Source organism: Prauserella flavalba (assembly GCF_003202235.1).
GTDB classification, from domain to species: domain Bacteria; phylum Actinomycetota; class Actinomycetes; order Mycobacteriales; family Pseudonocardiaceae; genus Prauserella_A; species Prauserella_A flavalba.
The window spans coordinates 918,112-931,147 of record NZ_MASU01000005.1 but is presented as its reverse complement, the minus strand read 5'-3'; the positions used below and the strand labels follow the sequence as shown (position 1 = coordinate 931,147).

The 13,036-nt window shown below is 72.4% G+C and carries 13 protein-coding genes; 7 read left to right on the top strand and 6 right to left on the bottom strand.

Annotation, left to right across the window (positions count from 1 at the left end):
* Positions 1–7 precede the first annotated feature (7 nt).
* The 7 genes from BA062_RS11840 (at position 8) to BA062_RS11810 (ending at position 7,114) form a co-directional block, all read left to right on the top strand.
* Positions 8–736, top strand: coding sequence for a FadR/GntR family transcriptional regulator (locus tag BA062_RS11840; protein WP_110336090.1), 729 nt, complete (start codon positions 8–10; stop codon positions 734–736).
* Positions 733–1,878: a galactonate dehydratase gene (gene dgoD / locus BA062_RS11835; RefSeq protein WP_110336089.1), complete on the top strand. Its 1,146-nt coding sequence runs from the start codon at positions 733–735 to the stop codon at positions 1,876–1,878. Before BA062_RS11840 ends, dgoD begins: the two co-directional genes overlap by 4 nt.
* 17 nt (positions 1,879–1,895) lie before the next feature.
* Complete coding sequence (locus BA062_RS11830; RefSeq protein WP_110336088.1) at positions 1,896–2,516, top strand: bifunctional 4-hydroxy-2-oxoglutarate aldolase/2-dehydro-3-deoxy-phosphogluconate aldolase; 621 nt, start codon at positions 1,896–1,898, stop codon at positions 2,514–2,516.
* The gene (locus BA062_RS11825; protein WP_110336087.1) at positions 2,509–3,423 is read left to right on the top strand and encodes a sugar kinase; all 915 of its coding nucleotides are present in this window, start codon (positions 2,509–2,511) and stop codon (positions 3,421–3,423) included. Before BA062_RS11830 ends, BA062_RS11825 begins: the two co-directional genes overlap by 8 nt.
* The gene (locus tag BA062_RS11820; RefSeq protein ID WP_110336086.1) at positions 3,420–4,232 is read left to right on the top strand and encodes an SMP-30/gluconolactonase/LRE family protein; all 813 of its coding nucleotides are present in this window, start codon (positions 3,420–3,422) and stop codon (positions 4,230–4,232) included. The genes BA062_RS11825 and BA062_RS11820 overlap by 4 nt, the downstream gene beginning before the upstream one ends.
* A gap of 151 nt (positions 4,233–4,383) precedes the next feature.
* Positions 4,384–6,693, top strand: a complete 2,310-nt coding sequence (locus tag BA062_RS11815; RefSeq protein WP_110336085.1) for a SpoIIE family protein phosphatase — start codon at positions 4,384–4,386, stop codon at positions 6,691–6,693.
* Between the two features lie 88 nt (positions 6,694–6,781).
* Entirely contained in the window at positions 6,782–7,114 is a 333-nt protein-coding gene (locus BA062_RS11810; protein ID WP_110336084.1) for an STAS domain-containing protein, read from the top strand.
* A gap of 114 nt (positions 7,115–7,228) precedes the next feature.
* Here the strand turns inward: BA062_RS11810 and BA062_RS11805 are convergent, their stop codons facing one another.
* The 6 genes from BA062_RS11805 to BA062_RS11780 are packed head-to-tail and all read right to left on the bottom strand — an operon-like array spanning position 7,229 to position 12,934.
* Positions 7,229–8,425: an acyl-CoA dehydrogenase family protein gene (locus BA062_RS11805; RefSeq protein ID WP_110335148.1), complete on the bottom strand. Its 1,197-nt coding sequence runs from the start codon at positions 8,423–8,425 to the stop codon at positions 7,229–7,231.
* 26 nt (positions 8,426–8,451) lie between these two features.
* The gene (locus BA062_RS11800) at positions 8,452–8,910 is read right to left on the bottom strand and encodes a MaoC family dehydratase (RefSeq protein WP_110336083.1); all 459 of its coding nucleotides are present in this window, start codon (positions 8,908–8,910) and stop codon (positions 8,452–8,454) included.
* Positions 8,907–10,121 carry an acetyl-CoA C-acetyltransferase gene (locus BA062_RS11795; protein ID WP_110336082.1) on the bottom strand — a complete coding sequence of 405 codons (1,215 nt, stop codon included), beginning with the start codon at positions 10,119–10,121 and terminating at the stop codon, positions 8,907–8,909. The genes BA062_RS11800 and BA062_RS11795 overlap by 4 nt, the downstream gene beginning before the upstream one ends.
* Before the next feature lie 33 nt (positions 10,122–10,154).
* Positions 10,155–10,895 carry a 3-oxoacyl-ACP reductase FabG gene (gene fabG, locus BA062_RS11790; RefSeq protein WP_110336081.1) on the bottom strand — a complete coding sequence of 247 codons (741 nt, stop codon included), beginning with the start codon at positions 10,893–10,895 and terminating at the stop codon, positions 10,155–10,157.
* A 33-nt stretch (positions 10,896–10,928) separates the two neighbouring features.
* Positions 10,929–12,158, bottom strand: a complete 1,230-nt coding sequence (locus BA062_RS11785) for a CoA transferase (RefSeq protein ID WP_110336080.1) — start codon at positions 12,156–12,158, stop codon at positions 10,929–10,931.
* On the bottom strand, positions 12,155–12,934 hold the full coding sequence (locus tag BA062_RS11780; protein ID WP_168213928.1) for an enoyl-CoA hydratase/isomerase family protein: 780 nt from the start codon (positions 12,932–12,934) through the stop codon (positions 12,155–12,157). Before BA062_RS11780 ends, BA062_RS11785 begins: the two co-directional genes overlap by 4 nt.
* Positions 12,935–13,036 lie beyond the last annotated feature (102 nt).

Below are 13,036 nucleotides of genomic sequence, written 5' to 3'. Positions count from 1 at the left end.
GCGCCACATGAGCGGCTACAGCGGCCGCGGGGTGCACGGGCAGGTGGTCGCCGCGCTCGGTGCGCGCATCGTGTCGGGCGAGCTGGGCAGGGGAGACGTGATCGACCTCGCCGCGCTCGGCCGCGACCTGGACGTGAGCATGACCGCACTGCGGGAGGCGATGAAGGTCCTCGCCGCCAAGGGACTCGTGGAGGCACGGCAGAAGCGCGGCACCTATGTGCGCGACCGCGAGCACTGGAACCTGCTCGACAGCGACGTGATCCGCTGGCGCAGCGAGGCCGGCGACACCGCCGCCGTGCTGCGCGACCTGGCCGAGGTGCGCTCCGTTGTGGAGCCCGCCGTGGCGTCGATGGCGGCACTGCGCCGCGACGAGCACGACCTCGCCGAGCTGGACGCCGCACTCGAGGACATGCGGGGCGCCGTGGGCGCGGCGGCGGAGGTGGCGGCCGACCTGCGCTGGCACCGCGCCATGTTGCGCGCGACCCACAACGAGATGCTCGCCAGGATGGACGTGTTCATCGAGCCCGCGCTGCGCCTGCGCGACGCGCTCGTGCACGAGAGCAGCGCCGACGACCCCGTGCCGAGCCATGCCGTCGTGGTGGAGGCGGTACGCGGGCAGGACCCCGCCGCGGCCGCGGCAGCGATGACCTCGTTGCTGGACAAGGCGGCCCAGGACGCCGCGGGCGTGCTCGGCCACAGCGGCGACGCCGAAGAGAAAGAGACAGTCAGCGAGTGAAGATCACCTCAGTAGAGACGTTCCTGGTGCCGCCGAGGTGGCTGTTCTGCCGCGTGGCCACCGACGAGGGCATCGTCGGCTGGGGCGAGCCCGTGGTGGAGGGCAGGGCCGACACCGTCCGCGCCGCCGTCGACGAGCTGGCCGAGCTCCTCGTGGGACAGGATCCCCGGCGCGTCGAGGACCTGTGGCAGCTGATGACCAAGGCCGCCTTCTACCGCGGCGGACCGGTGCTCTCCAGCGCGGTCGCCGGGCTCGACCAGGCATTGTGGGACATCCTCGGCAAGACCCTCGACGTGCCCGTGCACCAGCTGCTCGGCGGTGCCGTGCGCGATGAGGTACGCGTCTACGGCTGGATCGGCGGCGACGAGCCGTCGGCCGTCGCGGAGGCCGCCGCCGAGCAGGTCGAGAGCGGCCTCACCGCCGTGAAGATGAACGCCTCCGGCCGTGTCGGGCGCATGCCCGGCCGCAACGAGGTTGACGGCGTGGTCGCCAGGCTGGCGGCCGTGCGCGAGGTGCTCGGCGACTCGCGCGACGTGGCCGTGGACTTCCACGGCCGCTTCGGCGTCGCCGCGGCGCGCAGGGTGATCCCCGAGCTCGCGCCCCTGCACCCGCTGTTCGTGGAGGAACCGGTGCTGCCCGAGTACACGCACCGGCTCGGCGACATCGTCGCCGCCTCCAACGTGCCCGTCGCGTGCGGCGAGCGCCTGTACTCGCGCACCGACTTCCTCCCGGCCCTGCAGGCCGGGATCGCCGTGGCCCAGCCGGACCTCTCCCACGCGGGCGGCATCTCGGAGGTCCGCCGGATCGCCTCGCTCGCCGAGACCTTCGACGCGCTCCTCGCGCCGCACTGTCCACTCGGGCCGATCGCGCTCGCCGCGAGCCTGCAGGTCGCCTTCGCGACCCCGAATTTCCTGATCCAGGAACAGAGCATCGGCATCCACTACAACACCGACGCCGAGCTGCTCGACTACGTGCTCGACCGCGCGCCGTTCGGCTTCCCCGAGGGCGCCATCCGCCGTTGGGAGGCGCCGGGCCTCGGCGTGGACATCGACGAGGACGCCGTCCGCGCCGCCGACGCGCGCGGGCACCGGTGGCGGCCGCCGGTGTGGCGGCACGAGGACGGATCGTTCGCCGAGTGGTGACGGGGAGAGGAAGAAACATGGACCTGAACGAACTCCTGGCGCGCCACCGGCTGATGGCGATCATCCGGGGCAGCGACCCCACGGCGTGCGAGCGCACGGCCGAGGTACTGGTGGAGTCCGGGGTGCGGCTGCTGGAGGTGTCGCTCACCTCCGCCGACGCCGTCGGCGTGCTCACCCGCAGCTGCGCGAAACTCGGCGCGCAGGCCCACATCGGCGCCGGCACGGTGCTCACCGCAGAAGACGCGAAGTCCGCCCGGGACGCGGGCGCGACCTTCGCCGTGACCCCCGCGCTCGGCGAGGGCGTCGACGCGGCGCTGGAACTGGGGATGCCGGTGCTGGCGGGCGCGATGACACCCACCGAAGTCCTCGCCGCGCACCGGGCCGGGGCGACGGCGGTGAAACTGTTCCCCGCGGGCAGTCTCGGACCCGGCTACGTCAAGGCACTGGGCGACCCGTTCCCCGGCCTCGGCCTGGTGCCCGTCGGCGGGGTCGGCCTCGCCGACGTGCCCGAGTACCTGGAGGCGGGGGCACTCGCCGTCGGCGTCGGCAGCCCCCTCGGCGGTGACGCCCCGCACGGCGGAGACCTCGAGGCGCTGCGCGAGCGCGCCGCCCGGTTCGTGGCGGCCGCCGGTGGCTGAGGTCGTGACCCTCGGCGAGACGATGGTGTCGCTGCGCGCCGAGGGCCTGGTACGCCTCGGCACGTCGTTCCGCTCGTCGATCGCCGGTGCCGAGTCGAACGTCGCCATCGGGCTCTCGAGGCTCGGGCATTCGGTGCGCTGGCTCGGCCGCGTCGGTGCCGACGAACCGGGTGAGCTGGTGCTGCGCACCCTGCGGGCCGAGGGCGTCGAGGTGTCCACAGTGGAACGCGATGACGCCGCGCCGACCGGGCTGATCCTGTTCGAGCAGCGGCTGCCCGACGTCACGCGCGTGCAGTACCACCGCTCCGGCTCGGCGGGTTCGCGGTTGAGCGCGGCGGACGTCGTGCTCGACGGTGACGTGCGCCTGCTGCACCTCACCGGCATCACCCCCGCCCTCGGCGATGGGCCGCGCGAGGCCGTCGAACGGGCCGTGGCGCGCGCCCGCGAACTGGGCGCGACCGTGTCGTTCGACGTCAACCACCGCGCCCGCCTGTGGTCCGCGGCGGACGCGGCACCGGTGCTCACCCCGCTCGCGCGGCGCGCCGACGTGGTGATCGGGTCCGGGGACGAGCTGGACCTCGTGGGCGGCGTGAACGCGTTGCTCACGGCGGGTGTGCGGGAGGTCGTGACCAAGCTCGGTGCCGACGGCGCCGCGGTGAGCACGCCCGACGGCGAACAGCGGGCACCGGGCCACCGCGTGCCGGTGGCCGACTCGGTCGGCGCGGGCGACGCGTTCACCGCCGGATACCTCTCCGCGCTGCTCGACGGGCTCGGCCCGGCCGAGCGCCTGGCGAGGGGCAACCGGGCCGGCGCGTTCGCCGTCGCCACGGCCGGCGACTGGGAGGGCCTGCCCACGCGGGCGGAACTGGAGTTGCTGGCACTCGGGGAAGGAGCGGCGCTGCGATGAGCGGGCACTGGACGGCATGGCCGGGGGAGCGCTTCGGGCTCGGCGAGGGCCTGCGCCGCGTCGGCGACCGGCTGGTCATGGTCGACATCCTCACCGGACGGCTGCTGGAGCTGCCCGCCGACGGCGAACCGCGGGTGCTGCTCCAGCTGGACGTCCCGCTCGGCGCCGTCGCCCCACGCCCCGGCGGGGGCTGGCTCGCCGCCGCGGGAACCGGCATCGCCGTGCTCAGCGACACCGGCGTCGAACACTGGCTCGCCCGGCCCGAGGACGGCGCCGCGACACCGATGCGGATGAACGACGGTGTCGCCGACCCGCATGGCCGGTTCTGGGCCGGGTCGATGGCCTACGACAACACACCCGGCGCCGGCTCGCTGTACCGCGCCGATCCGGACGGGACGGTCACCCGCGTGCTCGGCGACCTCACCGTGCCGAACGGGCCCGCGTTCACCGCCGACGGCACCACGATGTACCTCGCCGACAGCGCCCGCGGGGTGATCCACCGCATCGCCGTCGACCCGGAGAGCGGCGAACCGGGACAGCGCGGCGAGTTCGCGAGCGTCGAGGACGGCAGCCCGGACGGCATGACCGTCGACGCCGATGGCTTCGTGTGGTCGGCGATCTGGGGCGCAGGGCGAGTGCACCGGTACTCGCCCGCGGGTGCGCTCGACCGCGTCGTCGAGGTCCCCGCGGTACAGCCGACGAGCGTGCTCCTCACGAACGGACGGCTGGTGGTGACGTCGGCGACGGTGGGGCTCGACGAGCCCGGCGAGTTCGACGGCGCGGTGCTGTCGATCGCACTCGACGGCTGATCGATCCGGCGCCCTCCGCACACTCGATGCCGCGCGCCCCGTCGGCGCCGTGCTGACCACGATCGGTGGGCCGGAGGGCGCGCTTCGCGCGAACCCGTGGCCACGCGCGTGTCGCGTAGAATCGCGGCGCAGCAGGCGGAACGGGGACCCAGTGAAGGCCCAGAGACCGGCAGACCTCAACGGTGCCGACCCGCACGAGCGGCTGCTGGCCCTGGCCGCGGTGATCGAACGCCAGCAGCGAGAGCTCGAGATTCTCTCTGCCCGGCAGGCCGAACGGGCGATCGTGTGCCTCGCCGAGGGCGTACTCGTGGAGCAGCTGCACTGCACGCCCGCGGAAGCGGCCACCCATCTCCGCGAGCTCGCCGCGCGCACCGGGGTGAAGGCCGTCGAGCTCGCGGCCGACGTCATCGGCGAGCCGGTCGGCGCCGGCAGGACGCAGCTCACCGGCGGGGAGCCCGGACCGCCACCGGCGCGGCCCCCCGAGGCACCCGACGAACCCGCGGGGGAGCAGCGCGAGCTGGGCGACGCGCTACTCGCCCAGGTGCTGCAGCTGACCGAGGCCGCCGCGGCCGCGCTGTGGCAGCTGCAACCCGACGGTGCGCTGGAGTTCGTCGCCGGATCCGGGCTCAGCGCGCTGGAAACGAGCCGATGGCGCCGCATCCCCCCGCAGATGGACTCCTTCGCCCAGCGCGTGGCCCAGCAGGGACAGCCACTGTGGCTCACCGGGCCGCTGCCCGTCGCCGAGCAGCCGCTCAGCCCGTGGGCCGGCGGCGCACGGGCTGTACTGCCCGTGCGGGGCCCGGCGGCGCTGCTGGGCGTGCTGGAGGTCGTGTGGGCGGGCGACGACCACGCCGTGCCGCCGAGCGTGCGGCGCAGGCTGGCGACACTGGCCGAGGTCACCGCGCACGTGCTCGCGTCGAGCTTCGTGGCCGGCGCCCGCACCCCGTCCGGACGGCCGGAGAACACGTGGCTCGGCGCGGTGCTCGACAGCGGCCTGCTGGTACAGCCGTTGCGGGGCGAACCCGGCGAGCAGCCGGACTTCGAGATCACCCACGTGGCGGCGGGCTTCACCGATCCCGCCGGCCGCACGCACCGGCAGCTCGTGGGCCGGAGCCTCGTGCGCGCGTACCCCATGCTCACCGTGTACGGCATCCTCGACCGCGCGACCGAGGTGCTGCGCACCGGGGTGCCCTGCCGGCTGGAGCGCATCCCGTCGAGCGCGACGGGGGAGGCTGCTGGCGCGGCCGAGGTGACCGTGCGCATCGTGCCGTTCCTCGACGGCCTGCTCATCGACTGGCGTCCCGGGACGGACGCCGACCGGCTGGCCTCGCTGCTCAGCGACATCCAGCGGCTCGGCGGGCTCGGCGGCTGGGAACACAGCCTCGTCACGGGCGAGACCACCTGGACGGACCAGACGTTCGTCCTGTTCGGCATCGCGCGCGCGGAGGGGGCGGTGGGCTGGGCGGAACTCGCCGAACACGTCCATCCGGAGGACACGCCCATCGTCGAGCACTTCCAGTCGACGCTGTTGCAGCGCCGCCCGGTGACCGCGACCTTCCGGTTGATCCGCCCCGAGGGGACCCTCCGGCAGGTTCGCGCGCACGGCGAGCCCGTCGTGGCCGACAACGGCACGCTCGTGGCGGTGCGCGGGATCTACCAGGACCTCTCCGCGCAGTACCACAGCCAGGTGGCGCTTGCCGCCACGCAGGACCGGCTCGCCGACACCGAGCAGCGGGCCCAGCAGCAGTACCGGATCGTCCGCGAGCTGCAGCACGCGATCATGCCGATAGCCGCGGGGCCGGTGCACGTCGCCGGGCTCGACATCGCCGTGCGCTACCGGCCCGCCGAGTCCGAGCACGCGGTGGGCGGCGACTGGTACGACGTCGTGGCGCTGCCGGGCGACCAGGCGCTGCTCGTGATCGGCGATGTCGCCGGGCACGGCATCGACGCCGCACAGGGCATGGTGGCGTTGCGCAGTGCGTTGCGTGGCCTGGCGAGCACCGGCGCCGGCCCGGGGCAACTGCTGGCCTGGCTCAACGCCACCACGTTCACCGGCAACCGGACCAACGGCACCGTGCTGTGCGGGCTCTACGACCCGGCGGCGCGACAGCTGCGGTGGGCGCGCGCGGGTCACCTTCCGCCCGTGCTGGTGCGGGACGGGAGCGCCGCCGTTCTCGCGGAGCCGCACGGGATGATGCTGGGCGCGGACCCGGACGCCGACTTCGAGGAGACCACGACCGCGCTGCGGGAGGGCGACACGCTGGTCCTCTACACCGACGGGCTGATCGAACGGCGGGGCGTGCTGCTCGACGAGAGCCTCGATCGCCTCGCCCGCGTCGCGGCCGACGGCGGCACCGACGTCGAGGATTTCAGCGACCGGTTGCTCGGCCACGCGACGGCCGACACGGACGACGACACCTGCCTCATCGTGATCCGTGTTCCCGGCGGGCCGCGCCGCTGAGGTCCCGCCCGGATTCCGTGGTAGAACAGTGCATCCTGGGCAAGCCGCGAGAACGGGCGGGCGGCTTCACGTCACGACGGAGCGCACCATGCAGCTGCTGATCACCACCGAGCGGGCCGCCGATGCCTTCATCGTTCGCACGCAGGGCGAGGTGGACCTGAGCACCGTCGACCAACTCGACAGCGCCCTCGCGGACGCGTGTTCCACCGCGGCGCCGCCGATGGCCGTCGTGGCCGACCTGTCGGACGTGACCTTCCTGTCGTCCTCCGGGCTGAGCACCCTCGTGAAGACCCACCAGCGCTGCGAGGAGAAGGGTGTTCCGTTCCGGGTCGTCGTGGCCCACGCCGGCGTGCGCCGCGGCCTCGAGGTGACCGGACTCGACCAGGTGCTCGACGTCCGCCACAACGGCCTGGAGCACTAAGCCCCCCGGAGGCCGGCCGACCGCAGTGAAGGCCACCTTCACTGCGTTGAACGCAGGCATGGTGGCCTTCACCGCAGTGGGGTCACCGCGGTGAGGGTCACCGCGGTGGGGGGGTCAGTTCTTGGTTTTGTATTCGCGGAGCAGGCCGCGGCTGATGATCGTCTTCTGGATCTCGCTGGTGCCCTCCCCGATGAGCAGGAACGGCGCCTCACGCATCAGCCGCTCGATCTCATACTCCTTGGAATAGCCGTAACCACCATGAATACGGAACGCCTCCTGGGTCACCTCCGCGCAATACTCCGACGCGAGCAGCTTCGCCATCCCCGCCTCCACATCGTTACGCGCCCCCGCATCCTTCAACCGCGCCGCATTGACCATCATCAAATGCGCCGCCTCCACCTTCGTGGCCATCTCCGCCAGCTTGAACGCGATCGCCTGATGCTCAGCGATCGGCTTACCGAACGTGCGACGCTGCTGGGCATACTCCACCGCCAGCTCGAACGCCCGGATCGCGATCCCACACGCCCGCGCCGCCACGTTCACCCGCCCCACCTCAATACCGTCCATCATGAACCCGAACCCCCGGCCCGGCGCCTCCCCCAGCACCCGGGAGGCAGGCACCCGGAACCCGTCAAACACCGCCTCGGTGGTATCCACCCCCTTGTAACCCATCTTGTCGATCTTGCCCGGAATCGTCAGCCCCGGCGCCACCTCCCCATAGCCCTCCGGCTTCTCCACCAACAACGCCGTCAAATTCCGATGCGGCTTCTCCGCCCCCTCCTCCGTCCGGGCCAGCACCGCGATCAAATTCGACGTGCCCCCATTGGTCAGCCACATCTTCGCCCCATCGATGACGTACTCGTCCCCATCCCGCCGGGCACGAGTCTTGATCGCCGCCACATCCGACCCCAGATCCGGCTCCGACATCGAAAACGCCCCCCGCACCTCCCCCGTGGCCATCCTGGGCAGGAAATACCGCTTCTGCTCCTCGGTACCGTGCCGGGAAATCATGTACGCCACGATGAAATGCGTGTTGATCACCCCCGACACACTCATCCACCCCCGCGCGATCTCCTCCACCACCAGCGCATACGTCAGCAGCGACTCACCCAACCCACCAAACTCCTCCGGGATCATCAGCCCGAACAGGCCCATCTCCCGCATCCCCGCCACAATGTCCGCCGGATACACATCCCCACGCTCCAGCTCCTGCGCACACGGAACGATCTCCTTATCCACGAACCCCCGCACCGTGGACACAATCTCCTGCTGCACATCGGTCAAACCAGCGGTCTGCGCAAGGCGGGCCATGAGAGAAACTCCTTCGAAGGGACGGGTCAGGGCAGGATGAGGGTGACGGATTCGGCCACGCAGGCCGGTTTGGCGGCGCCCTCGAGCTCGAGGACGTACTGCGTCCGCAGCTGCGAACCGGTGTCGAGGTCGCGCAGCTCCAGGAACGAGGCCGTGGCGCGCACTCGCGAGCCCGCGGGCACGGGGGAGGGGAACCGGACCTTGTTGAGGCCGTAGTTCACCCGCGCCGATCCGGCGTCGAGCCGGAACAGCCGCTTGTTGAACAGGGGCAGCAGCGACAGCGTCAGGTAGCCGTGGGCGATCGTGCCGCCGAACGGGCCGGTGGCGGCACGCTCGACGTCGACGTGGATCCACTGGTGGTCGCCGGTCAGCTCGGCGAACGCGTCGATCCGCTCCTGCGTGACCGGTTCCCACTCCGTAGGGCCCAGCTCGGTGCCGAGCCTGGCACGGACGTCGTCGAGCGAGGTCAGGACGGTGGGGCTCACGCGGCCACCCTTTCGAAGATCGCGGCGAGGCCCTGCCCGCCGCCGATGCACATGGTCTCCAGCCCGTAGCGGGCCTCCCGGCGCTGCAGCTCCCTGGTGAGCGTCGCCAGGATCCGGGTGCCGGTGGCACCGACGGGGTGGCCGAGCGAGATGCCCGAGCCGTGGACGTTGAGCCGCTCGAAGTCGCTCTCGCCGAACTTCCATTCGCGGGTGCAGGCCAGCACCTGCGCGGCGAAGGCCTCGTTCAGCTCGATGAGGTCCATATCGGACAGGCTGAGCCCGGCCCGGCCGAGCGCGGCCTCGGTCGCGGGCACCGGCCCGATGCCCATGACCTCCGGGCCGACACCCGCGACGCCCCAGGACACGAGGCGGGCCAGCGGCCGCAGGCCCAGTTCGGCGGCGCGGTCGGGGTGGGTCACGACGCACACCGCGGCCGCGTCGTTCTGCCCGCTGGCGTTGCCCGCGGTGACCGTCGCGTCCGGGTCCTGCTTGCCCAGCACCGGGCGCAGCCCGGCGAGGGTCTCCAGTGACGCGTCGGCGCGGGGGTGCTCGTCGGTGTCCACCACGACGTCGCCCTTGCGGGAACTGACGGTCACCGGAACGATCTCCTCGGCGAACACGCCCGATTGCTGTGCGGCCACGGCCCGCTGGTGCGAGGTGAGCGCGAGCCGATCCTGCTCCTCGCGGGGAATGCTGTACTCGCGGCGCAGGTTCTCCGCCGTCTCCAGCATGCCGCCCGGCACCGGGTGGTGGCGCCCGCCCGCGGTGACACGACCGCGGGCCAGCCCGTCGTGCAGCGTCACGCCGGGACCCTTGACGCCCCAGCGCATGTCGGTGGAGTAGAAGGGCACGTTGCTCATGCTCTCGGCGCCACCGGCGATGATCACGTCGCTGGCGCCCGCCTGCACCTGCATCGCCGCCTGCACCACGGACTGCAGGCCGGAGCCGCACCGGCGGTCCACCTGGAGGCCGGACACCGTGATGGGCAGGCCCGCGTTGAGGGCGACGACCCTGCCGATCGCCGGCGCCTCGCTGTTGGGGTAACAGTGGCCGAGGATCACCTCGTCGACCGCGGCCGGGTCGAGCCCGGTCCGGTCGAGCAGGCCGCGCAGCACGGCCTCGCCGAGCTCCGCGGCCGTCAGGCTCTTGAGCGAGCCGCCGAAGCGGCCGATCGGGGTTCGCACCGGTTCGCAGATCACCGCGTCACGCATGGTCTTTCACCTTTCGCTGTCGTCGAGACCGGCTCACATGAACCGGCCGCCGGTGACCTCCAGCACCGTGCCGGTCATGTAGGAGGAGAGGTCGCTGGCGAGGAAGAGGGCGACGCTCGCGACCTCGGACACCTCGCCCGGGCGCTGCATGGGGATCTCGGCCATCTTCTGGTCCCACGCCTTCTGCGGCATGGCCTCGGTCATCGCCGAGCGGATCAGGCCGGGCTGGATGGCGTTGACGCGCACGCCGTGGTGGGCCATCTCCTTGGCCGCGGCCTTGCTCAGTCCCACGATGCCCGCCTTGGCCGCCGAGTAGTTGGTCTGGCCGACCATGCCGACCTTGCCCGACAGCGAGGAGATGTTGACGATCGCGCCGCGCTTGCGCTCCCGCATGATCGCCGCGGCCTTGCGGGTGCCGTTCCAGGTGCCCTTCAGGTGCACGTCGATGACCTGGTCGAACTGCTCCTCGGTCATGGTGCGCATCGTGGCGTCGCGCGTGATGCCCGCGTTGTTCACCAGCACGTCGAGCGCGCCGAAGGTCTCCAGCGCCGTGTTGAGCAGGGTGTCCACTTCGGACGCAACGGTGACGTCGCAGCGGACGGCGACGGCCACCTCGGGCCCGCCGAGCTTGTCGGCGGCGGCACGTGCGGCGTCCAGGTCGAGGTCGCCGAGCACGACCTTCGCTCCCTCCCGCACGAACTGCTCGGCGATGGCGAAGCCGATGCCCTGCGCCGCGCCGGTGATCACCGCGGTCCTGCCGTCCAGTAGCGCCATGGTCGTTTGCGTTCCCTTCCGTTGTCTGTCGTCTCAGTGTTCGCTGGGGGCGGGGCCGGACACCAGCCCGGCGTCGTGCAATCTGCCCAGCTCCGCGGCGGACAGGCCGAGGTCCCTGCTCAGCACCTCGTCGGTGTCGGCGCCGAGCAGGGGAGCGGGCCGAGGGGGCTGGGTGCTGCCGGACCAGCGCAGCGGCCCGGCGGAGGCGGCCATCGCTCCGACACCAGGCTGGTCGATCTCGGTGACGATCGAGCCCGGGTCGGCCAGGGCGAGGGTCGCGGCCTCGTGGGTGTCCCGGTACGGGCCCCACAGCACCCTGGCGTGGTCGAGGCGTTCGCCGATCTCGGCGAGCCCGCGGCCTTCGAACCACGGGCGCAGGATCGCCTCGATCGTGTCGCGGAGCCGGTAGCGGTCGGACTCGGTGCTGAGGTCGGCGTCGAAGACGGGTTCCAGTGCCTTGAACACCTCCGTGGTGCCGGTCGCCGCGCACAGGGCGTCCCACTGGCCGGGCGTCAGCGCCAGCACCATCACCCGCCTGCCGTCGGCGGTGGGGAAGTCCACGCCGAAGCTGCCGAACGTGTGGTTGCCGTGCCGCGGCCTGCCCCGGCCCGCGAAGCGCGCCTCGGCCAGCCAGCCGAGGTTGCCCACCGCCGCGAGCGCGACGTCGGACAGTGCGACCGCGATGCCCGAGCCCTCGCCGGTCGCGGCGCGCCGGTGCAGCGCCGCGAGCACGCCGGTCGCGGCGGTCATGCCGGTGAGGAAGTCCCACGCCGGCAGCACGTGATTGACGGGAGCGGCGTGGTCCTGCGGGCCCGTCATGTCCGGGACGCCGACCTCGGCGTTGGCCGTGTAGTCCACGGCGGGCTTGCCGTCCGGTTTGCCCTGGACGTGCACGTGGATCACGTCGCGCCGCCGCTCGGTCAGCTCGTCGTAGCGCAACCGGGTGCGCCCGGCGACGTTGTCGAGGTAGATGCCGTTGGCCGGCCCTTCGGCCGTGGCGAGCGCGGTGAGCAGTTCGCGGCCCTCGGGCGTGCGGAAGTCGAGCGCGACGGAGCGCTTGCCCTTGTTGAGGTTGTTCCAGTAGAGGCTCGCGCCGCTGGGCGCGACCGGCCAGCGTCCGTGGTCGCCACCGCCCTGCGGCAGGTCGACGCGGATGACCTCGGCGCCGAGCTGCGCCAGCGCCATCCCGCCGGAGGGGCCCGCCACGAACGTCGCGCACTCCACGATGCGCAGGCCGGCGAGGGGAGTGTCCGGTGTGTTCACGAAAAGGTCGGCTCTCTCTTCTCGAGGAACGCCGCGCGCCCTTCCGCGGAGTCCCTGCCGTGCCCGGCCAGCGCGACCGCGAGGCGCTCCGCTTCGAGGAACGCCTCGGGAGGGACGCTCCCGCCCTGCCGGACCAGTGATTTGGTGAGCGCGTTGCTCTCGCTGGGGCCCGCCGCGAGCCGCGTCGCGAACCCGTGGGCCACGTCGGTCGCGGTGCCCGGCTCGGCGAGCTCGGTGACGAGCCCGAACTCGAAGGCGTCCGGCGCGGGCATCCGTTCGCCCAGCAGCAGGTACCGCATCGCGCGGTGCCTGCCCGCGGCTCTCGGCAGCGCCCACGCCGTGGCGCCATCGGCGACGAGCCCGCGCAGCGCGAACGGCGCCTGGAAGAACGCGTCCTTCGCGGCGACCACGAGATCGCAGGCCAGCACGAGGCCCCAGGCGACGCCGATCGCGTACCGCTCGACCGCGGCGACGACCGGGAACTCCGCTGTGCTGAGCAGCCCGAACACCCCGTGCGCCCGCTGGATCCGTTCCGCGGCACCGGTCAGCCGCTCGCCGGGATCGGCCATGCTCGACACGTCGCCGCCCGCGGAGAAGAAGCTGTCGCCGCCGGTCAGCACCATCGCGCGGACCCCTTGCTCGCCGCACTCACTGACGGCGGCGCGCAGTCCGGCCCACGACTGGTCGTCCAGCGCGTTGCGTACGTGTGGCCGGTTCAGCGTCACCGTGGCGATGCCCTCCTGGACGGACCAGTGCACTGCCTGCCCCTCGGGCATCCCAACCTCCATCGCGGCGCCGGTGCTTCCTATGTTTTATAACCGAAATATACGATCCTGCATAGCCCCTGGTGAGAGGCGCACGTTACAGTTGCTCCAACC